This window comes from Rhizobium viscosum (assembly GCF_014873945.1).
Lineage (GTDB): Bacteria > Pseudomonadota > Alphaproteobacteria > Rhizobiales > Rhizobiaceae > Rhizobium > Rhizobium viscosum.
In genome coordinates, this window is record NZ_JADBEC010000002.1 from 2,114,560 (window position 1) to 2,133,802 (window position 19,243).

The window sequence follows — 19,243 nt, forward strand, 5'->3', positions numbered from 1 at the left end:
GCCCGGCTTCTGGAGGAGAGGCGCGGGGCCGATAGAGGGAGGAAAAAGACCACATGGTGGAATCCGCTCGTTTGAGCCTGCATGTCCCCGAACCCGCCGTGCGCCCGGGCGGCCATCCCGATTTTTCCAATGTCAAGATCGCCAAGGCCGGGTCGGTGCCGCGGCCGGAGGTCGATGTCGCGTCTGAAGACATCCGCGATCTTGCCTATTCGATCATCCGCGTGCTGAACCGCGATGGCGAGGCGGTCGGTCCCTGGGCAGGGTCTTTGACGGACGAGGAATTGCTGACCGGGCTTCGAAACATGATGAAGCTGCGCGCTTTCGATGCCCGCATGCTGATGGCGCAGCGGCAGGGCAAGACCTCCTTCTATATGCAGCATCTCGGTGAAGAGGCGGTCAGCTGCGCCTTCCGCAAGGCGCTGCAGAAGGGAGACATGAATTTCCCGACTTACCGCCAGGCTGGCCTCTTGATCGCCGACGACTACCCGATGGTCGAGATGATGAACCAGATCTATTCGAACGAGAGCGACCCGTTGCGCGGGCGCCAGCTTCCCATCATGTATTCCTCCAAGGAGCACGGCTTCTTCACGATCTCGGGCAATCTCGCCACGCAATATGTGCAGGCGGTCGGCTGGGCCATGGCCTCGGCGATCAAGAATGACAGCCGCATTGCCGCCGCCTGGATCGGTGACGGCTCGACGGCGGAATCGGATTTTCATTCGGCGCTAGTTTTCGCCTCCACCTACAAGGCGCCTGTCATCCTCAACATCGTCAACAATCAGTGGGCGATTTCCACCTTCCAGGGAATTGCCCGCGGCGGCTCCGGCACATTTGCCGCCCGTGGGCTCGGCTTCGGCATTCCGGCGCTGCGGGTCGATGGTAACGACTATCTCGCTGTCCATGCCGTCGCCCGCTGGGCGGCGGAGCGGGCCCGGCGCAATCTCGGTCCGACGCTGATCGAATATGTCACCTATCGCGTCGGCGCCCATTCGACGTCAGACGATCCGAGCGCCTATCGCCCGAAGACGGAATCGGAAGCCTGGCCGCTCGGCGATCCCGTCCTGCGGCTGAAGAAACACCTGATCGTCAGGGGCGTCTGGTCGGAGGAGCGTCATACCCAAGCCGAAGCGGAGATCCTGGATGAGGTGATCGAGGCCCAACGTCAGGCCGAGGGGCACGGCACGCTGCATGACGGCGGCAAGCCCTCGGTGCGCGATATCTTCGAAGGCGTCTATGCCGAAATGCCGCCGCATATCCGCCGCCAGCGGCAGAAGGCGGGGTACTGACATGGCGCGGATGACGATGATCGAGGCGGTGCGCAGCGCCATGGATGTCTCGATGGCGCGCGATGACAATGTCGTGGTCTTCGGCGAAGACGTCGGTTACTTCGGCGGCGTCTTCCGCTGCACGCAGGGCCTGCAGGCGAAATACGGCAAGACACGCTGCTTCGACACCCCGATCAGTGAATCCGGTATTGTCGGTACGGCGATCGGCATGGCGGCCTACGGGCTGAAGCCCTGCGTCGAAATCCAGTTCGCCGATTATATGTATCCGGCTTACGACCAGCTGACGCAGGAGGCGGCGCGCATTCGCTACCGCTCAAACGGCGATTTCACCTGCCCGATCGTCGTGCGCATGCCGACCGGCGGCGGCATTTTTGGCGGCCAGACCCACAGCCAGAGCCCGGAGGCGCTGTTTACTCATGTCTGTGGCCTGAAAGTGGTGGTGCCGTCCAACCCCTATGACGCCAAGGGCCTGCTGATTGCCGCAATCGAGGATCCCGATCCTGTCATGTTCCTGGAGCCGAAGCGGCTTTATAACGGACCTTTCGATGGCCATCACGAGCGGCCGGTGACGCCGTGGTCAAAGCATGATCTCGGTGAGGTGCCGGAGGGGCATTTTACCATCCCGATCGGCAAGGCCGAGATACGGCGCACGGGTTCGGCCGTGACGGTCGTTGCCTACGGCACCATGGTGCATGTGGCACTTGCCGCCGCGGAGGATGCCGGCATTGATGCGGAGGTGATCGATCTCCGGAGCCTCTTGCCACTTGACCTCGATACGATCGTCAAATCCGTCACCAAGACGGGGCGCTGCGTTGTCGTGCACGAAGCAACCCTGACCTCGGGCTTCGGCGCGGAGGTCGTATCGCTGGTTCAGGAACATTGCTTCTATCATCTCGAAGCCCCGGTCGTGCGTGTTGCCGGCTGGGATACGCCCTATCCGCATGCGCAAGAATGGGATTATTTCCCCGGACCGGGCCGCGTTGGACGCGCGCTTGCCGAAGTGATGGAGGCCTGAACCATGGGCGAATTCATCATCAAGATGCCGGATGTCGGCGAAGGCGTTGCCGAGGCGGAGCTTGTCGAATGGCATGTGAAGACCGGTGATCCGGTGCGCGAGGACATGGTGATCGCCGCCGTCATGACCGACAAGGCCACCGTCGAAATTCCCTCGCCCGTCAGCGGTACGGTGACCTGGCTTGCCGGTGAGATCGGTGATCGGATTGCCGTCAAGGCGCCGCTGGTGCGCATCGAGACGGCAGGCGAGGCCGGAGAGGCGGAACCCGAAACGGTCCCCCAGCCGCAGCCCGCTGAGCCGGTGAAAGCGGAAGCTCCGAAGCCTGTTCCAAAGGCACCGGCGCCGGTCACTCCGCTGGCCGAAAAGCCGCTGGCGGCGCCATCGGTCCGGTTGTTTGCCCGCGAGAGCGGCGTAGATCTGAGACAGGTGCAAGGCACAGGTCCGGCCGGCCGCATCCTGCGCGAAGATATCGAACAGTTCCTGAACCAGGGTTTGACGCCCGCTCCGGCGCGTACCGGTTTGGCGAAGAAGACGACGACCGAGGAGATCAAGCTGACCGGTCTTCGGCGCCGCATTGCCGAAAAGATGGTGCTTTCGACCTCGCGCATTCCCCACATCACCTATGTGGAGGAGGTGGATATGACTGCGCTTGAGGAACTGCGCGCCACAATGAATGCCGACCGCAGGGCCGAACATCCCAAGCTGACGGTGCTGCCCTTCCTGATGCGGGCACTCGTCAAGGCGATTTCCCATCAGCCCGATGTCAACGCCACCTTCGACGACGACGCCGGCATCATCACGCGCCATAGCGCCGTGCATATCGGCATTGCCACGCAGACGCCGGCGGGGCTCACCGTGCCCGTGGTGCGGCATGCCGAAGCGCGTGGCATCTTCGATTGCGCGGTCGAAATGAATCGATTGGCGGAAGCGGCGCGTTCGGGTACCGCAACGCGTGACGAACTGTCAGGCTCGACCATCACCATCAGTTCGCTCGGCGCGCTCGGCGGCATCGTTTCCACGCCCGTCATCAATCACCCGGAAGTGGCGATCATCGGCGTCAACAAGATCGCGACACGACCGGTCTGGGACGGCACGCAATTCGTGCCGCGCAAGATGATGAACCTTTCCTCCAGCTTCGATCATCGCATCATCGACGGCTGGGACGCGGCGACCTTCGTGCAGCGCATCCGCACGCTGCTCGAAACGCCGGCGCTCATTTTCATCGAAGGCTGAGCCATGAAAGAAATTGTCTGCAAGCTCCTTGTCATCGGCGCTGGCCCCGGTGGCTACGTCTGTGCCATCCGCGCCGGCCAGCTTGGTATCGACACTGTCATCGTCGAGGCTGGTAAGCCCGGCGGCACCTGCCTGACCGTCGGCTGCATTCCCTCCAAGGCACTCATCCATGCGGCGGAAGAATTCGATGCCACACAGAGGATGCTGGCTGGCAAAAACCCGATGGGTATCCGTGTCGAGGGCGCCTCCATCGACCTCATGCGAACAATCACCTGGAAGGACGGTATCGTCGGCCGGCTGACGAGCGGCGTATCCGGCCTGTTGCAGAAGGCGCGCGTGAAGATCGTCCACGGCCGCGCTCATTTCCGCGACGGCAAGACGGTCGAGGTAGAGACGGAGACCGGCCAGCAGATCATTCGTGCCGAGACCGTCGTCATTGCCACCGGCTCCGATCCGGTGGAACTCCCGAACCTGCCTTTTGGCGGCCGCGTTATTTCTTCGACCGAGGCGCTGTCTTTGGGCGAATTGCCGAAAAATCTCGTCGTGGTCGGCGGCGGTTATATCGGGCTGGAACTTGGGACAGCTTTTGCGAAGATGGGGGCGCAGGTGACGGTGGTCGAGGCGACTCAGCAGGTGCTGCCGCAATATGACGCCGATCTCGTTCGGCCTGTCATGCGCAAGATGACCGAGCGCGGCATCCGCGTCTTGATCGGCGCGAAGGCTATCGGTCTTTCCGATGCTGGCGATGGACTTGTCGTCGAAACAGTTGATGGTCGCCAACAGACGCTTGCTGCAGACCGTATTCTGGTGACAGTCGGCCGCCGTCCGAGAACGGCGGGCTCAGGCCTCGAAGAGCTTGATCTCGACCGCGCCGGTCCCTTTCTCAGGATCGACGATCGCTGCCGCACGTCCATGCGCGGCATTTATGCCATTGGTGATGTTACCGGTGAGCCTATGCTGGCGCATCGGGCGATGGCGCAGGGGGAAATGGTGGCGGAGATCGTTGCCGGAAAGAAGCGCGCCTGGGACAAGCGCTGTGTTCCGGCGATCTGCTTTACCGATCCGGAAATCGTCAGCGCCGGTCTGTCCCCGTCAGAAGCACGCGCCCAGGGTTACGATATCAGGACCGGCCAGTTTCCCTTCAGCGCCAATGGGCGGGCGATGACCATGCTCTCGGAGGAGGGATTCGTACGGGTGGTGGCGCGGGCCGACACCAATCTGGTCCTCGGCCTGCAAGCTGTGGGCGGTGGGGTTTCCGAATTCTCGGCCGCCTTCGCCCTTGCCATCGAAATGGGCGCGCGGCTGGAAGATATCGCCGGCACGATCCATGCGCATCCGACACGCAGCGAGGCGGTCATGGAAGCGGCGCTGAAAGCCCTGGGGAGCGCTCTTCACATTTGAGCCGCCTACGGCCTGCTGATAGTGGAGGCTACTCTGCGTCAGGTTCCGCGCCGGTCGAGCGCCGTTCGATGAGTTCTCCCGAAAGACGGATGGTCGTGGCTGCCCGCAGCAGCGCCGATGTATCTCCCTCGATCATTTCGACGACGACGCGCACGATTTCATCGACCGGCTGGCGGAAAGTGGTGAGGTTGTAGTGTGGCCAGCCGGCCATCGGGATGTCGTCGAAGCCCGCAACGAGGATATCGTCGGGCACGCGGCAGCCCGCCTCTTCCCTGAGGGCATCGATGCCGCCGATTGCCAGAATGTCGTTGGCAAAGAAGATCGCATCGGTGTTTTTCCCGGCGGCAATTTCAAGCGCGGCCTTGCGGCCGGCGTAGTAGCTGTATTCCCGGCCTTCGATCTGGGCGCTCAGCGTCATGCCAAGCTCCGCAATCCGCGTGACGAAACCGCTCTGGCGTTCGCGGTTGGTGGTCGTGTGGCTGAGACCTGCGACATAGGCGACCCTGCGGGCGCCCTGCCGATGGAAATGATCGGCGATGGCGCGAGCACCCTCGACATTGTTGCAGGCGACACAGCTGAGGTTCGTGTCTTCGATGACGCGGTTGATCAGGATGGCCGGCCGGCCTTCCGTCGCCCAGCTCAACGTCGAGCCTGACAAGATCGTAGCAGAAATGACGATGACAGCGTCCACGTTGTATCGCCGCAGTGCTGAAAGCTGCTCTTCGAGGTTCGAGCCTTTGGTGATGTTGAAGAGTAGGCTCTGCAGGCCGATGCGTTGCAGCGAGCGCGAGAGTTTTTCGATCAGGCCCGGATAGAAGGGGTTCTGCATGTCGGAGACGACGATGCCGATAATGTTCGTGCGGCTCTTCGAGAGCATGCTGGCGATCGCATTCGGCTGATAGTCGACTTCTGCCGCATATTTCAGGATCCGCTCGCGCAGATCGGCTGCGATGCTTGCGCCTGGCGTGAAGGCACGCGATACAGCCGACTGGCTGACGCCAAGCATGCGCGCAAGTTCGCGGGCGGTAATCGGCTTGCGGCCAAACGCTTCGCCGGACGGTTCCCTTTGCAAGGACGGCGATCCCTGTTTGCGCATGATCCATTTCCCCGGTTGCCTCTACCTTTCCTACACTTTTTGCATTCGGATGCAACAGTTTCGATTACTGCTGTTACGCAGTCGCTAATTCTCCCGTTGATAGCTTTTCCAACTCCTGGATATTGGCACTTGAGTGCGTTGCAGTATCAAAAGCCCACTTAACCAGGGAAGTTCCCAATCTCTCGTATACTCGATATCCAGCAGCGAGCATTTTTGCAGATTCTGACATAAAACCTGTTCCAATTCCAATTCAATCGCGATGTTGCATACGGATGCAAATTGGAAGATGCTTCTCTCAACAACAATACCGGCGCTGAAAACGTCCGTTCTCCGAGGGAATGCCAGTGGGTACGATCATCAAGTCCGTCGAAGCTTTTCAGGTGAAATGGGAGCCCAATGAGCCCCCGGGCCGCCGCACGGCTCTCGTGCGCGTGACGACCGAAGATGGCATCGTCGGCCACGGAGAAGCCTCGCCGATGATGGGCGGCGAGCACTCGCTCGGCGTCGTCAGGGATTTCGCGACCTCGCTCGTTGGTGCGGATGCGCTCGACCAGGCGGTCCTCTACGACCGGCTGCTGCATAAATATGTGAAGCTCGGCCCGGAAGGCGCCGTCACCGGCGCGCTTGCCGCCCTCGATATCGCCCTCTGGGACATCAAGGGCAAGCACTTCAACCAGCCGGTCTACAAGCTGCTCGGCGGCGCCTGGCGGACGGAACTGCCCTTCTATTCCTCGATCGGCAACAATGCCGGGCGCACCGTCGATGAAACTGTTCGCGTGGTCGAGCAGCGCTGGAAGGCCGAAAAGCCGGCTGCTATCAAAATCCGCTGGGACGGCGACCGCACCCGTCAGGACTATGACATTCCCGGCGACATCGCCAAGGCCAAGGCCGTGCGCAAGCTGGTGGGCGACGATTTCCCGCTCGCTTTCGACGCCAACAACCAATATTCCGTCGGCGGCGCCATCCGCGTCGGCCGCGCGCTCGAAGAACTCGGCTATAGCTGGTTCGAAGAGCCGGTCCAGCACTATAACGTGCGCGCCATGGGCGAGGTCGCCCAGCGCCTCGACATCACCGTATCGGCCGCCGAACAATCCTACACGACCCAGGCCGTCGTCGACATGATCAATGCGGGCGTGCGCATGGTACAGCCCGATATCGTCAAGATGGGTGGCATTACCGGCCTCATGCAGTGCGCGGCGATCTGCTTTGCCCACGGCGTCGAGCTCGTTCCACATCAGACCCAGCCGACCATCGCCCATGTGGCCAACCTGCATGTGCTGGCAACGCTGATGCACAATACCAAGCCCGCCGAATTCTCCGATCCGTCGACACGCATGCATGTCGGCTTCGCCAATCCGCCGATTCCGGAAGACGGCAAGTTCAAGGTGCCGTCCGGTCCCGGCCTCGGCCTGATCGTCAACGACGCCGAGCTCGACAAGCGGCGAAGCTGAATATTCTGACACATGGGAGGAAATAACATGAACCTGAGAAGACGCCAGTTTCTGGAGTTGAGCGCAGCCACGGCTGCGGTGAGCATGCTCGGCACTAAATTTGCCCGCGCTGCCAGCGACCCCGACACGATCCGCATCGGCATTGCTGCCAACGGCCCGCGCACCAGCGATCCAAACTACACGACGCAGGGTGGCGACAACTGGGCGACCGAGCAGATGTACGAACAGCTTGTGCGCCCCGATGACGGCACCTTCGCCACGACGCCGGACCAGTATCGCCCGACGCTCGCCACCGAATGGTCGGCCTCGCCGGATGCCAAGACCTGGACCTTCAAGCTCCGCCAGGGTGTGCAGTTCCATAAAGGCTTCGGAGAAATGACGTCTGAAGATGTCGTCTTCTCCTTCAAGCGCGCAATGGCGGACGGAACCAACAAGCCGATCTTGTCGAATATCGCCGATGTCGTTGCAAACGGCCCCTATGAGGTCGTCATCACCTTGAAGAATTCCGACGTGAACCTGCTGGGTACGTCGATCTTTCTCAACAATACCGCGATCGTCTCCAAGAAGGCCGTCGATCAGATGGGTGCGGAGAAGTTCAAGACCGATGCGGTCGGCACCGGTCCCTACGAACTCACCCGCTTCGACACCAAGTGGGGCACGGCGCTGAAGCGTCATGAAACCTACTGGGGCGAAAAGGCCAAGGTCGCCAAGGTCGAATCCGTTTATATCGCCGATACGACTGCGCGCACGCTGGCACTGCTCTCCGGCGATGTCGATATGATCGAAGCAGTCCGTGCGCCGGGCTGGGTCGATTCCATGCTGCAGCGCGACTCGACGCTCCAGTTCGACATGACGTCGCCAGGCTCGTTCAACACGCTGCATATCAACCTGAAGCGCAAGCCCTTCGACAATATCAAGGTGCGCCAGGCGATCATGTACGCCATCGATCGCCATGCGGTCGCTGAAGCCATGAAGCCGATGGGTGGCTTCACCGCCGACCTGCAGCCTGAATTCTTCCCGGGCGGCTTCAAGACCGAAGATCTGCCACCGGAACTTCAATACAATTATGATCCGGAAAAGGCGAAAACCCTGCTCGCCGAGGCCGGCTTCCCCGATGGCTTCGACTTCGAAAGCAATGTCAGCCAGCGCGAGGACTATGCCTCGATCATGCTGATCGTGCAGGAGCAGCTGCGTGCCGTCGGCATGCGCATGAACCTGCATATCGGCGACCACACCGCCTATCATGCTGATAATCAGCACGACAAGAACACGCTAGCCCTGCATTCCTCGAGCTATCCGCCGATCCCGACGCAGCTCTACACGCAGCAGCTTTCAACCAGGGCGGAAGTCAAGCCTGATGGATCCGGCGGCATCAACTACAGCCATTACGGCGTGGTCATCCCGGGGATCGATGATCTGCTCGCCAAGGCGCTGCAGGCGACCGACTACAATGCCTATGTCGATTACTGCAAACAGATCGAGCTTCAGGTTCTTCGCGACCTGCCGCTGATCGGCATGTCCACGCTCTCCTTCACGGTTGCCCGCAATGCCCGCCTCGACCTCGGTTACAAGGTGAAGAGCGGCTACGCGCGCTGGCGCTTCCACCACGCAACCAAGAAGGCCTGATTTTCAGGTCGCGATGGATGCCCGCGATGAATGCGAGTGAATGAACATGGCTAGATATTTTCTCCTCCGGCTGGCGGATGCCATTCCGACAATCTGGCTGGTCCTGACGCTCGTGTTCATCGCGATGCGGATCCTGCCCGGTGATCCGGCGATTGCTGCTCTGGGAGACATGGCTCTCCCGGAGCAGCTCGCCGCCTTCCGCCACAAGATGGGGCTCGATGTGCCGCTCTGGCAGCAGTACATAAATTTTTTGATCGGCGTGCTCAGCCTCGATTTCGGCCAGTCATACATGAATGGCGAGCCGGTGCTGAACCTGATCGCTGCCAATCTGCCCTATACGATCGAACTCACCGTTGCAGCGATGGTCATCGGCGTCGGTGCTGGTGTACCCCTCGGCGTGCTTGCGGCGACCCATCGCGACCGGCTGCCGGATTCCGGCATGCGTCTCTTTTCGCTGCTCGGCTATGCCATTCCGGATTTCTATCTCGGCGCATTGCTGCTGATCGGCTTTGCGCTGAACCTCGGCTGGTTCCCGATCAATGGCGGTGGCGATGGTTTCGTGGACCGCATGTATCATATCGCCCTTCCGGCGCTGACTCTCGCACTCGTCAAGGCCGCTTTCATCGGCCGGTTGACGCGGACGGCGCTTCTGGAAACGCTTGGCAAGGATTACGTCCGCACCGCCCGCGCCAAGGGTGCTCGCGAACCTCGTGTCATCTATCGCCACGGTCTGCGCAATGCGCTGTTGCCGCTGTCGACCGGCATGGGTCTCAGTCTGCTTGCCACGCTGTCTGGCTCGGTCGCCGTCGAGCTGGTCTTCAATCGGCCCGGCCTCGGACGCATGCTCATCCAGGCGATCAACGAGCGTGACTACGGCATCATCCAGGGCGGCGTCGTTGTCTTCGCGCTCCTCGTCCTTCTCATCAATCTGGTGATGGATCTCCTCTACATCGTCATCGATCCTCGCATCCGGGTGAAATAATGAGCATCATCACTCAAACGCCGGTGTCTTCCTTGCAGCCCTCCGAGCAGCCCTTGCTGGCACCTGCGCCCAGCCTGTTGTCGCTTCTGTCCCGAACCCTTCTGCACCGACCCTCGACCCTCTTTGCACTGGCGATCGCGCTCATCTTCTTCGTGATTGCGGTCTTTGCGCCGATGCTTGCGCCGTATGATCCGCTGGCCCAAAGCATCCTCTCAATCAACAAGGCGCCATCGGCCGCGCATTGGCTGGGTACAGACCAGTTCGGGCGGGACGTTCTCTCGCGCATGGTCCACGGTTCGCGCAACTCGCTTCTCTTCGGCCTGATCTCGCCGGCGCTGGCAGCTCTGCTCGGCACGGCGCTCGGCGTGACCGCCGGCTATTTCGGCGGGCTGATCGATCGCATCATCAGCCGGTTCATCGACCTGCTGCTCGCCTTTCCGGAACTGCTGCTCGCAATCATCATCGCGGCCGTGCTCGGTGGCGCCTTCTGGAACATCATCGCCGTCATCACGGTCGCCTTCATTCCCGGTTTCGCCCGTGTCGCTCGCGCCTCGACGCTATCGGTCAAGCAGGAGCCCTATGTGGAAGCGGCAATCGCCGTCGGCGTGCGCACGCCCGTCATCATCTTCCGCCATATCATTCCGAATATCGCAGCCCCCATCGTCGTGCTGATGACGCTCTGGGTGGCCTCCGCCATCCGTCTCGAAGCGTCGCTGAGCTTCCTCGGCATAGGCACCCGTGCGCCCAATCCGAGCTGGGGCAACATTATCCGCGATGGCCTCAACAACCTCTTCGGCTCGCCCTGGCCGATCATTGCCGCCGGCTTCGCCATCACCTGCGTGGTCTTGTCCTTCAACCTGATCGGCGATGCGGTGCGCGATATGCTGGACCCGGAGACGAGCCAATGACGTCCAAACCACTGACACCATTGCTTAAGGTTGAAGGCCTCGCCGTCGAATTCGGCCCGAAGGATTCTCCGATCCGCGTCGTGAACGGCGTCTCTTTCGAGATCGAGGCCGGTGGTTCGGTCGGCATCGTCGGAGAATCCGGTTCGGGCAAGTCGATCACGTCGCTTGCAATCATGGGGTTGATCCCCGATCCGCCCGGCCGCATTGGGCAGGGGCGCATCGAGTTCGAAGGTGTCAACCTTCTCGATCTGCCGAAGACGAAATTGCCGGAGATCCGCGGCCGCGATATCGCGATGATCTTTCAGGAACCAATGAGTTCTCTGAACCCGGTCATGACGATCGGCGATCAGATCGGTGAGGCGATCAAGCTGCATGAGAGGATGAGCCGCGAACAGCGTCGCGCCCGCATCGTCGAACTCCTGAAGCTTGTTGGTATCCCGAATCCGGAAGGACGTCTCGATGCCTATCCGCACCAGTTCTCAGGCGGCATGCGCCAGCGTGTGATGATCGCCATGGCGGTTGCCTGCAATCCGAAACTTTTGATTGCCGACGAGCCGACGACGGCCCTCGACGTAACCATCCAGGCCCAGGTTCTCGACCTGATGGCGAAGGTACGCAAGACGCTGAATACCGCCGTGCTTTTGATCTCGCACGATCTCGGCGTCATTGCCGAAGTCTGCGACCGGGTGATCGTCATGTATGCCGGCCGGGTCGTCGAGGATGCGGATGTCCGCTCGATCTTCAGAAACCCGAGCCACCCCTATACGCGCGGCCTGCTGCAATCGATCCCGCGGCTCGATGACGAGCGCTCGCGTCTCTATCAGATCCCGGGTTCCGTACCTCTTGCCGGCACCGTCAAGCAGGGCTGTCCCTTCTATGCTCGCTGCGCCGACCGGACCGACAGATGCGCGGCCGACATGCCGCCCATGTTCACCGTTTCAGAACGCCACAAGGCGGCCTGCTGGGTCACCGCCGGAGCAACAGCATGACAGAGATGAGTAGGGTCGACGACCTGTTGACCGTCCGCAACCTCGGTAAAACCTTTTCGGATGCGGGCGGCCTGTCCTTCACAAGCTCTTCCTCGGGCGTGCGTGCTGTGGACGGCGCATCCTTTTCCGTCAAGGCCGGCGAGACATTGGCGCTTGTCGGAGAATCCGGGTGCGGCAAGTCCACGCTCGGTCGGCTTCTGCTACGGCTGATCCAGCCGACCGATGGCGAAGTGCTGTTCGAAGGGCGTGATATCACCTCCCTCAGCGCGGCCGAAATGCGCATGATGCGCGCCAAGATGCAGATGGTCTTTCAGGACCCCTATGGCTCGCTCAGCCCGCGTCGTTCGATCGCGCAGATCATTTCCGAGCCGCTCGAAGTTTTCGGGATAGCGAAATCGGCAAGGCAGCGGCGCGAACGCGTGGCGGAATTGCTGACGCAGGTCGGCCTGTCGCCGAGCTTCATGGACCGCTATCCGCGCCAGTTCTCCGGCGGCCAGCGCCAGCGCATCGGCATTGCCCGCGCCATATCGGTCAATCCGCAATTCATCGTCGCCGACGAGCCGGTCTCCGCGCTCGATGTCTCAGTGCAGGCGCAAATCGTCAATCTGCTGCAGGATCTGCAGGCCGAACGGAAGTTCTCCTATCTCTTCATCGCCCATGATCTGGCGGTCGTCCGGCATATCGCCGACCGTGTGGCGGTGATGTATCTCGGCAGGATCGTCGAGATCGGACCGAAAAAGTCCGTCTATTCCATGCCGCAGCATCCCTATACGCAGGCGCTGCTATCGGCAGCACCTGAGCCCGATCCGGACCGCAAGGCAAGCCGCATCGTACTTCAGGGCGACGTTCCAAGTCCGTCCCGCGTTCCGCCGGGCTGCAGCTTCCATACGCGCTGCCCGATTGCAAAAGACATCTGCAAGCTCGATCGGCCGGGCTTGCGCGAAGTCTCGCCGAACCAGTTCTCGGCCTGCCATTTCGCCACGCCCAATCCGCTGACGCAGGCAGGTTGAAGATATCGACCTTCAGTGCACCGGGCCTGCCGGTGCATCTTTGATCGTTTCCTCGACCGGCAGGGTTATGCCGCTCTCGGCGAGATCCTGCAGCAGCGCGCCGAGCGCGAGATCGAGGCAATAGACGGAGAACTCCGCATTGAGTTCCCGGGCGCTCTGTCGGGCATAGGAAACGAGCCGTGCAAGCGACGCGATATTCCGCAGCCGTTGATCCTTCTCGGCGTCCCCGAGTTCGATGATGTCTTCCATTGCCATTCTCACGGAGCCCCCCAGACGTGTCGGTAGGAGTTCTAGCGGATGCCGTCGAGGAAAGCGCGTGACACGGGCGTGACACCAGTTTGAATGGTGTATCAAGGGTGGCAACTCAATCGAGTCAGGCCAATGGAGCTAGAAGCCTGCCTTTTGCAGAGCCTCGCAATACTGTTCCTTTTGCCATGCCTCCTTGAAGGGCACGAGGGTCAGCCATCTATCGAGGTCGAAATCGGGATTGGTTTCGCGCGCCTTGCGCATGTAGAGGCGGGCATTCTTCATGTCGCCGAGCATTGCCCAGCAGGCAGCAGCAAGCCGATCGGCCGGTGTGCGATCGTCCATTTTGCTGATCGCATCCAGCGCTTCCGTATAGCGGAAGAGCGCAAAATTCGCGCCGGCCTTGGCCCAGAGATAATCGGCGGGGCTCAGCGGATTGAGCGAGATTGCCCGCTCGATCTTGGCAAGCCCGTCGGCCGGGCGCGAGGCATGCACCAGCGTGTCGGCATAACTTGCGATGCCGTCGGCATAGTGGGGGCTTAGCTCCTCGGCGACCTTCAGGGCCACTAAGCTTTCATCGAGGTCGTTCAGATAGAGTTTGGCGACGCCGAGCTGGTGAAAGCCGGAAGCGAGCGACGGATCGGCGACGATCGCCCGGTTTGCATAATCTTCCGCAAGCCGGATCAGCTCGCCATCGCCGCGAGCCGTCAACAACCATTCCATCAGGAAGGTGTGCGCGAGGCCGGCAAGCGCCGGTGAGAAATGCGCGCTGTGCTGGACGGCGTCGCGGAACGCCCTCCGGGCGCGACGGATATCCGGCAAGGAAAGCCGCTTCATGTCCCGGAAACCGAGTAGATAACTGTGGTAGGCGGCCGGATTGCTTTCGAAAGCTCCGCGCACGCTCTCGTTCTGGCGGATTTGCCTGGAGAGCTCCTTGGCAATGCGCCGCGCGATCTCACGCCGGTCGATGATCAGGTCGTATTTTTCGAGGCTGAAGCGCTCGGCCCAGATGACCTCGTCATTCGCGGCATAGACGAGCTGGACGAACAGCGACGGCGTGCCGCCGCCGGCTGTCAACCGCGTGTCGAGAATATAGGAGATCGAATGGCGGAGGATCATGCCCGACCGGTCGGCGTGACGGGCGATCTGTGTGGCAGTATGGGGTGCAACGACCGAGACGCTGTTCAAGGCGCAAAGGCCGATGGTCACGTCCTCGATCAGCGCCTCCGAAAGTATCGGCTTGAGACCGGCCGCACCGGCTTCGGCCGGCGGCAACAGGGCGAGGCGAGGCAAAGGAGCGGCTTTCAGAATGACGCCGCTTTCCATCGCCGGTGCCGCTGGCAAGGCTGGTGTCCTGCTGGCATCGAAAATTTTGCGCACTTCCTTCAGGGCCTGCAGATCGAGTCCGATCTCCAGCGAGCGCTGGAGATCGCGGCTGCGGCTCTCAAAAAGCTGCCTGGCGTTTTCCAGATGCCCTTCGGCCTCATAGGCTTGCAGCAGGATATGGCGGATGTTTTCGTCATCGGGGGCATCGCGGAAGATCCTGAGCGCAGCCTCCTTGATAAGGCTAATATCGGCCCGTGAACGCGCTTCCGGCAGTGCTCGCTTCAGCGCGTCGACGAGGATTGCCATATGCCGGCTGCGCTCGCTGGATACCCATTCTCGGATGCTGGCGCTTTGATCTGCGAGTTCGGCGAGGAAATTCGATTGCAAAAGCGATACGAGCCTTCGCAGCACGTCGAGAGGATCGGCCGAGGACAGGGTATCAAGTTCAGAGCGGTCGGCGACGAAGGCGCCCCGTCTGATCCGTACACCAGTCGCAGAAAAGACCAGCAGCTCCACGCCGAGTTCTGCCTGCCGTGCCTGGACACGCGAGATCATTTTGCGCAGATTCGCCATGATATCGGGATTGTCAGCGTTGTCCCACAGGAAGCGGGCGAGTGTGCCGCGCGAATATTCGCTGTCAGGTCCGTCGAGCAGATAGCAAAGCGTCAACAAGCCCTTTTCGGGGAAGGATACAGGCTCTCCCGCCGCGTTCAGCAGCCGCAATGCCCCGAATGATTCGAGCCTGAGAGACATGGGACGGTATCGTCCGCTTTCACTCTCTGCGGGATTCGGGCTCGTCCATTCTCAGCACGTTCAGCGGAATGTCGCTGCTTTCGGCCTGCGCCATCGCCTTGACGAGCGAGATGATCGTCTCGCGAATGCGCCGGTCCTCGATCTTCACGAAGGCTCTGTTGAGGACGAGACCCTCCTTCGACCGCAGAAATTCTGTGACTGGATCGGCGGGGGCAGACAAATCGAGGCCGGCAAGGCTCGGCGGTTCCAAATCATCCTGCTCGAAAAAGAAGGCCGGCGAGGTGCGCAGGACTTCGGCAATCCTCTGCAGGCGGCTTGCGCCGATGCGGTTGATGCCCTTTTCGTATTTCTGCACCTGCTGGAAGGTCACCCCGATCTGTTCGGCAAGCCTCTCCTGGCTCATGCCGAGAAGCTGCCTGCGTCTGCGCATACGCATGCCGACATAGGTATCAATCGCGTTCGGTGTCTTGACGTTCATGGCCTACCTTCTGTCTCTTTCGCATTTCAGTGCATTGACTTGTAGACGGCATCGCGCCGCTTTTCTATGATTTGTTTTTGAGATCAAATGATGGCCGATCTTGACCGGCTCGGCTTTCTCGACTCTTCGATGATCGGGCGTTCGTTTTGGAGATCAATTTTCATCTAAATCGGTAGAAAATTGGTATTCCATTCTGCGCCTCCTCCATCGGAAATCGCTATCACCTCTCCTGAACAACTCGAATGTCAAATGAGGGAACGCAATGTTTTCAAAATCCTTCGCCGGCCTCTTTGCCGGCGCGATCCTCGCCGTCTTCGTGGGCGCCCCGGCGCAGGCCGATGCGGTAAAGATCGGCAGCAAGAATTTCACCGAACAGTTCGTCGTCGCCGAAATCTACGCGCAGGCACTTGAAAAGGCCGGTGTCGAAGTCGAACGCCACCTCAACCTCGGTGCCACGCTCGTTGCCCATACGGCGCTGACGAATGGCGATATCGATCTCTACCCGGAATATACCGGCACGGCGCTTGCGGCCGTCGTCAAGGGTGACCTGTCGGGCTCTGCCGACAAGATCTATTCCGACGTCAAGGATTACTACGAGAAGAACCTCAAGCTGACGCTTCTGCAGCCGACGCAGATCAACAACGGCTATGCGATCATCACGCTTCCGGAAACCGCCGAGAAGTACAAGCTGAAGACGCTGAGCGACCTCGGACCGGTCTCCAAGAACTTGACCTTTGGCGCTGAGGGCGGCTTTGGCGAGCGCAAGGATGGCTTGCCGGGACTGAAGCAGACCTACGGTATCGAGTTCAAGGAATTCAAGATCTTCGCCAAGCTCGGCATCCGATATAGTGCGCTGACGAGCAAGGATCTCGACGTCTCCTACGGCTTTGCGACCGACTGGCAGATCTCCGACAACAAGCTGGTCGTGCTCGACGACGACAAGCATCTCTTCCCGCCCTATTACCTCGTGCCGGTCGTGCGCCAGGATGCACTTGCCAAGAACCCAGAGATCGCCGAGGTTCTGAACAAGGTCAGCCCGCTGCTCAACAACGAGACCATGCGCGAACTGAACGCCAAAGTTGATCGTGATAAAGAAGAGCCGGCAGACGTTGCTGCGGAATTCCTGAAGGCCAAGGGCATCTGATCGAGGGCGACGCGCAAGTTTCGCTTTCCCTGAAGAAAAAATGCGGCGAAGTTTGCGGCTTCGCCGCTTTGTCGTGATCGTCAGACAGGATTTCTCGCCTTGAGCTGGGCACCCAAGCATATTCCGGAAATCGCGCTTGCCGTCTGGCAGCATCTGGTGCTGTCGATTTCATCCGTGCTGATCGGCCTTGCGATCGCGCTCGTACTCGGCATCGTCTGCGCCCGCCGGCCGAGGCTCTATGCCTTCGCGCTGACGGTGACGAACATCATCTTCGTCATTCCGAGCCTGGCGCTCTTTGCGCTCTTGATCCCTTTCGTCGGTCTCGGTATGGAGCCAGCGCTGATCGGGCTTTCCTCCTATTGCCTGCTGATCCTTTTGCGCAATGTCGTCACCGGCATCCGCGGCGTCCCGGCTGACATACTCGATGCCGCCGACGGCATGGGCTACGGGCCCTGGCAGCGCCTCTTTCGCATTGAACTGCCGCTTGCCCTGCCGCTGATCGTCTCCGGCGCCCGGATCGCGCTTGTGACCGTCATCGGCATTGCGACGGTCGCTGCCTTCATCGACGGCGGAGGTCTCGGCACCATCATCCTGATCGGTATCGATCAGGAATACGCGGAGAAGATCCTGGTCGGCGGCATTTTGACGGCATTGCTGGCCATCATCTTCGATTTCATTCTCACCCGGGCCGAGCAGGCCCTGGTGCGCTGGCAGTGAGGGCATGTCGATGCTGAGCACTGCCTTCTTCTGGATCATCGATCATCAGGACGAATTCTTCCGCGCGCTCGGCCAGCATCTCCTGATGTCCGGCGTGTCGCTGGCGCTTGCGCTTGCCATTGGGCTGCCGCTCTCGATCCTCATCGTCAATTACGGTCGCTTTGCCTTTGGCGTCATCAACATCGTCAATGGCCTCAGGACCATCCCGAGCCTTGCGATCCTGGCGATCATGCTGCCGCTTCTCGGCATCGGCATCCTGCCGTCGATCGTGGCGCTGACCGTGCTTGCCCTGCCGCCGATCCTACTCAATGCGTATGTCGGGTTGCGCGATGTCGATGCCGATGCGGTGGAGGCGGCAATCGGCATGGGCATGAGCAGAAGCCAGGTCCTGCGCAAGATCCGCATTCCACTCGCAGCCCCTGCGATGTTTGCCGGCGCGCGCACGGCCGCTGTCCAGGTGCTGGCCGGAGCGACGCTCGCCCCTTTCATCGGCGGCGGCGGGCTCGGCGATTTTATCGCGACGGGCATTGGTATGATGGATATGTCGCGGCTCATCGTCGGCGCCGTGCCGATCGCGATCCTGGCACTCGCCACCGAATTCATCCTCGGCCGCACCGAGAAGCGCCTGTTTGCAGAAAGAACCGCCGCATGATCCGCATGGAAAACGTCACCAAGCGTTACGGTGAAAGTGCAGCACCTTCGGTGGATAACCTGACACTCGATGTGCCCGAGGGCTCGACGGTTGCGCTGATCGGCCCGTCGGGCTGCGGCAAGACGACGACGATGCGCATGATCAACCGGCTGATCGAACCGACAGAAGGGCGCATCTTCGTCAATGGCGAGGACGTGACAAAAGCTGATCCGGTCAAGCTTCGCCGCCATATCGGTTACGTCATCCAGAATGTCGGGCTCTTTCCGCACATGACGATCGCCGAAAATATCGCTGCGGTGCCGAACCTGCTCGGCTGGGACCAGCCGCGGATCGTCAAGCGCACGGATGAACTTCTCGATCTCGTCGGTCTCGATCCGAAGGAAATGCTGAAGCGCTATCCGCGCCAGCTTTCCGGCGGCCAGCGCCAGCGCATCGGCGTGGCGCGCGCCCTTGCCGCCGATCCCTCGGTCCTGTTGATGGACGAGCCTTTTGGCGCCATCGACCCGATCGCCAGAACACGCCTACAGGACGAATTCAGGCAAATTTTGAAACGCGTGCGCAAGACGGTGGTGCTGGTCACTCACGATCTCGATGAGGCAATTCGCCTCGGCGACCGGATCGCCATCATGCGTTCCGGCAAGATCGTGCAATATGATGCGCCGGATGCGATCCTCTCCCATCCTGCCGACGATTTTGTTGCGAATTTCGTGGGCATCGATCGCGCAATCAAGCGGCTCAGCCTGTTTTCTGTTGCCGACGCGATGCGGCCCGGTGCTCCCTCTTCACCCGCGGTCAGCGTTGCCGCGAGTGCCAATCTGCGCGATGCGCTGTCGCTGATGGTCGCCGCCAACAGTGATGTGCTCTCGGTGGTCGATGGCGGTGGCATCGTTACCGGGCAACTGACGCGCGACGCGATCTTCTCGATCTGAG

General features: G+C 61.0%; 18 protein-coding genes. 14 read left to right on the plus strand and 4 right to left on the minus strand.

Translation table 11 applies throughout. From position 1 onward, the window contains the following. Positions 1-53: 53 nt before the first annotated feature. From H4W29_RS30675 to lpdA, 4 genes are read left to right on the plus strand one after another with little or no spacing between them, the layout of a single operon-like run. On the plus strand, positions 54-1,286 hold the full coding sequence (locus H4W29_RS30675; RefSeq protein WP_192732518.1) for a thiamine pyrophosphate-dependent enzyme: 1,233 nt from the start codon (positions 54-56) through the stop codon (positions 1,284-1,286). 1 nt (position 1,287) lies between these two features. Next, positions 1,288-2,301: an alpha-ketoacid dehydrogenase subunit beta gene (locus H4W29_RS30680; RefSeq protein ID WP_192732519.1), complete on the plus strand. Its 1,014-nt coding sequence runs from the start codon at positions 1,288-1,290 to the stop codon at positions 2,299-2,301. A 3-nt stretch (positions 2,302-2,304) separates the two neighbouring features. Next, positions 2,305-3,534 (plus strand): dihydrolipoamide acetyltransferase family protein, encoded by a 1,230-nt coding sequence (locus H4W29_RS30685; RefSeq protein WP_192732520.1) that lies wholly within the window; start codon positions 2,305-2,307, stop codon positions 3,532-3,534. Positions 3,535-3,537: 3 nt separating this feature from the next. Continuing rightward, the gene (lpdA, locus tag H4W29_RS30690) at positions 3,538-4,935 is read left to right on the plus strand and encodes a dihydrolipoyl dehydrogenase (protein ID WP_192732521.1); all 1,398 of its coding nucleotides are present in this window, start codon (positions 3,538-3,540) and stop codon (positions 4,933-4,935) included. 28 nt (positions 4,936-4,963) lie between these two features. On the opposite strand, the gene H4W29_RS30695 is transcribed toward lpdA, so the two are convergent. Further along, positions 4,964-6,031, minus strand: a complete 1,068-nt coding sequence (locus tag H4W29_RS30695; protein ID WP_192732522.1) for a LacI family DNA-binding transcriptional regulator — start codon at positions 6,029-6,031, stop codon at positions 4,964-4,966. A 344-nt stretch (positions 6,032-6,375) separates the two neighbouring features. Here H4W29_RS30695 and H4W29_RS30700 point away from each other — a divergent pair, with 344 nt between their 5' ends. From H4W29_RS30700 to H4W29_RS30725, 6 genes are read left to right on the plus strand one after another with little or no spacing between them, the layout of a single operon-like run. Next, positions 6,376-7,482: a mandelate racemase/muconate lactonizing enzyme family protein gene (locus tag H4W29_RS30700; RefSeq protein ID WP_192732523.1), complete on the plus strand. Its 1,107-nt coding sequence runs from the start codon at positions 6,376-6,378 to the stop codon at positions 7,480-7,482. A gap of 27 nt (positions 7,483-7,509) precedes the next feature. Then, on the plus strand, positions 7,510-9,108 hold the full coding sequence (locus H4W29_RS30705; RefSeq protein ID WP_192732524.1) for an ABC transporter substrate-binding protein: 1,599 nt from the start codon (positions 7,510-7,512) through the stop codon (positions 9,106-9,108). A 46-nt stretch (positions 9,109-9,154) separates the two neighbouring features. Continuing rightward, on the plus strand, positions 9,155-10,090 hold the full coding sequence (locus H4W29_RS30710) for an ABC transporter permease (protein ID WP_192732525.1): 936 nt from the start codon (positions 9,155-9,157) through the stop codon (positions 10,088-10,090). Further along, positions 10,090-10,998 carry an ABC transporter permease gene (locus tag H4W29_RS30715; protein ID WP_192732526.1) on the plus strand — a complete coding sequence of 303 codons (909 nt, stop codon included), beginning with the start codon at positions 10,090-10,092 and terminating at the stop codon, positions 10,996-10,998. Before H4W29_RS30710 ends, H4W29_RS30715 begins: the two co-directional genes overlap by 1 nt. Then, entirely contained in the window at positions 10,995-11,987 is a 993-nt protein-coding gene (locus tag H4W29_RS30720) for an ABC transporter ATP-binding protein (protein ID WP_192732527.1), read from the plus strand. Before H4W29_RS30715 ends, H4W29_RS30720 begins: the two co-directional genes overlap by 4 nt. Further along, positions 11,984-12,997 (plus strand): ABC transporter ATP-binding protein, encoded by a 1,014-nt coding sequence (locus H4W29_RS30725; protein WP_192732528.1) that lies wholly within the window; start codon positions 11,984-11,986, stop codon positions 12,995-12,997. The genes H4W29_RS30720 and H4W29_RS30725 overlap by 4 nt, the downstream gene beginning before the upstream one ends. A gap of 12 nt (positions 12,998-13,009) precedes the next feature. Here H4W29_RS30725 and H4W29_RS30730 read toward each other — a convergent pair whose 3' ends face one another. From H4W29_RS30730 to H4W29_RS30740, 3 genes are all read right to left on the minus strand, one after another. After that, entirely contained in the window at positions 13,010-13,246 is a 237-nt protein-coding gene (locus tag H4W29_RS30730; protein ID WP_192732529.1) for a hypothetical protein, read from the minus strand. 138 nt (positions 13,247-13,384) lie between these two features. After that, positions 13,385-15,322 (minus strand): AfsR/SARP family transcriptional regulator, encoded by a 1,938-nt coding sequence (locus H4W29_RS30735; protein WP_192732530.1) that lies wholly within the window; start codon positions 15,320-15,322, stop codon positions 13,385-13,387. A 19-nt stretch (positions 15,323-15,341) separates the two neighbouring features. Continuing rightward, on the minus strand, positions 15,342-15,800 hold the full coding sequence (locus H4W29_RS30740) for a helix-turn-helix domain-containing protein (protein WP_192732531.1): 459 nt from the start codon (positions 15,798-15,800) through the stop codon (positions 15,342-15,344). A gap of 262 nt (positions 15,801-16,062) precedes the next feature. Between H4W29_RS30740 and H4W29_RS30745 the strand changes: the two genes are divergently transcribed. The 4 genes from H4W29_RS30745 to H4W29_RS30760 all read left to right on the plus strand — a co-directional run bounded on the left by H4W29_RS30745 (position 16,063) and on the right by H4W29_RS30760 (position 19,242). Beyond that, positions 16,063-16,944, plus strand: a complete 882-nt coding sequence (locus H4W29_RS30745) for a glycine betaine ABC transporter substrate-binding protein (protein ID WP_192732532.1) — start codon at positions 16,063-16,065, stop codon at positions 16,942-16,944. Positions 16,945-17,043: 99 nt separating this feature from the next. Next, on the plus strand, positions 17,044-17,661 hold the full coding sequence (locus H4W29_RS30750; RefSeq protein ID WP_192732533.1) for an ABC transporter permease: 618 nt from the start codon (positions 17,044-17,046) through the stop codon (positions 17,659-17,661). 10 nt (positions 17,662-17,671) lie between these two features. Next, positions 17,672-18,313: an ABC transporter permease gene (locus H4W29_RS30755; RefSeq protein WP_192732862.1), complete on the plus strand. Its 642-nt coding sequence runs from the start codon at positions 17,672-17,674 to the stop codon at positions 18,311-18,313. Beyond that, positions 18,310-19,242, plus strand: coding sequence for an ABC transporter ATP-binding protein (locus H4W29_RS30760; RefSeq protein WP_192732534.1), 933 nt, complete (start codon positions 18,310-18,312; stop codon positions 19,240-19,242). The genes H4W29_RS30755 and H4W29_RS30760 overlap by 4 nt, the downstream gene beginning before the upstream one ends. Position 19,243: the final 1 nt, after the last annotated feature.

Bases quoted from the DNA above. Each gene is read 5' to 3' on its own strand.
- H4W29_RS30675 (WP_192732518.1), top strand. From the start codon at position 54: ATGGTGGAATCCGCTCGTTTGAGCCTGCATGTCCCCGAACCCGCCGTG.
- H4W29_RS30680 (WP_192732519.1), top strand. From the start codon at position 1,288: ATGGCGCGGATGACGATGATCGAGGCGGTGCGCAGCGCCATGGATGTC.
- H4W29_RS30685 (WP_192732520.1), top strand. From the start codon at position 2,305: ATGGGCGAATTCATCATCAAGATGCCGGATGTCGGCGAAGGCGTTGCC.
- lpdA (WP_192732521.1), top strand. From the start codon at position 3,538: ATGAAAGAAATTGTCTGCAAGCTCCTTGTCATCGGCGCTGGCCCCGGT.
- H4W29_RS30695 (WP_192732522.1), bottom strand. From the start codon at position 6,031: ATGCGCAAACAGGGATCGCCGTCCTTGCAAAGGGAACCGTCCGGCGAA.
- H4W29_RS30705 (WP_192732524.1), top strand. From the start codon at position 7,510: ATGAACCTGAGAAGACGCCAGTTTCTGGAGTTGAGCGCAGCCACGGCT.
- H4W29_RS30710 (WP_192732525.1), top strand. From the start codon at position 9,155: ATGGCTAGATATTTTCTCCTCCGGCTGGCGGATGCCATTCCGACAATC.
- H4W29_RS30715 (WP_192732526.1), top strand. From the start codon at position 10,090: ATGAGCATCATCACTCAAACGCCGGTGTCTTCCTTGCAGCCCTCCGAG.
- H4W29_RS30720 (WP_192732527.1), top strand. From the start codon at position 10,995: ATGACGTCCAAACCACTGACACCATTGCTTAAGGTTGAAGGCCTCGCC.
- H4W29_RS30725 (WP_192732528.1), top strand. From the start codon at position 11,984: ATGACAGAGATGAGTAGGGTCGACGACCTGTTGACCGTCCGCAACCTC.
- H4W29_RS30730 (WP_192732529.1), bottom strand. From the start codon at position 13,246: ATGGAAGACATCATCGAACTCGGGGACGCCGAGAAGGATCAACGGCTG.
- H4W29_RS30735 (WP_192732530.1), bottom strand. From the start codon at position 15,322: ATGTCTCTCAGGCTCGAATCATTCGGGGCATTGCGGCTGCTGAACGCG.
- H4W29_RS30740 (WP_192732531.1), bottom strand. From the start codon at position 15,800: ATGAACGTCAAGACACCGAACGCGATTGATACCTATGTCGGCATGCGT.
- H4W29_RS30745 (WP_192732532.1), top strand. From the start codon at position 16,063: ATGTTTTCAAAATCCTTCGCCGGCCTCTTTGCCGGCGCGATCCTCGCC.
- H4W29_RS30755 (WP_192732862.1), top strand. From the start codon at position 17,672: ATGCTGAGCACTGCCTTCTTCTGGATCATCGATCATCAGGACGAATTC.
- H4W29_RS30760 (WP_192732534.1), top strand. From the start codon at position 18,310: ATGATCCGCATGGAAAACGTCACCAAGCGTTACGGTGAAAGTGCAGCA.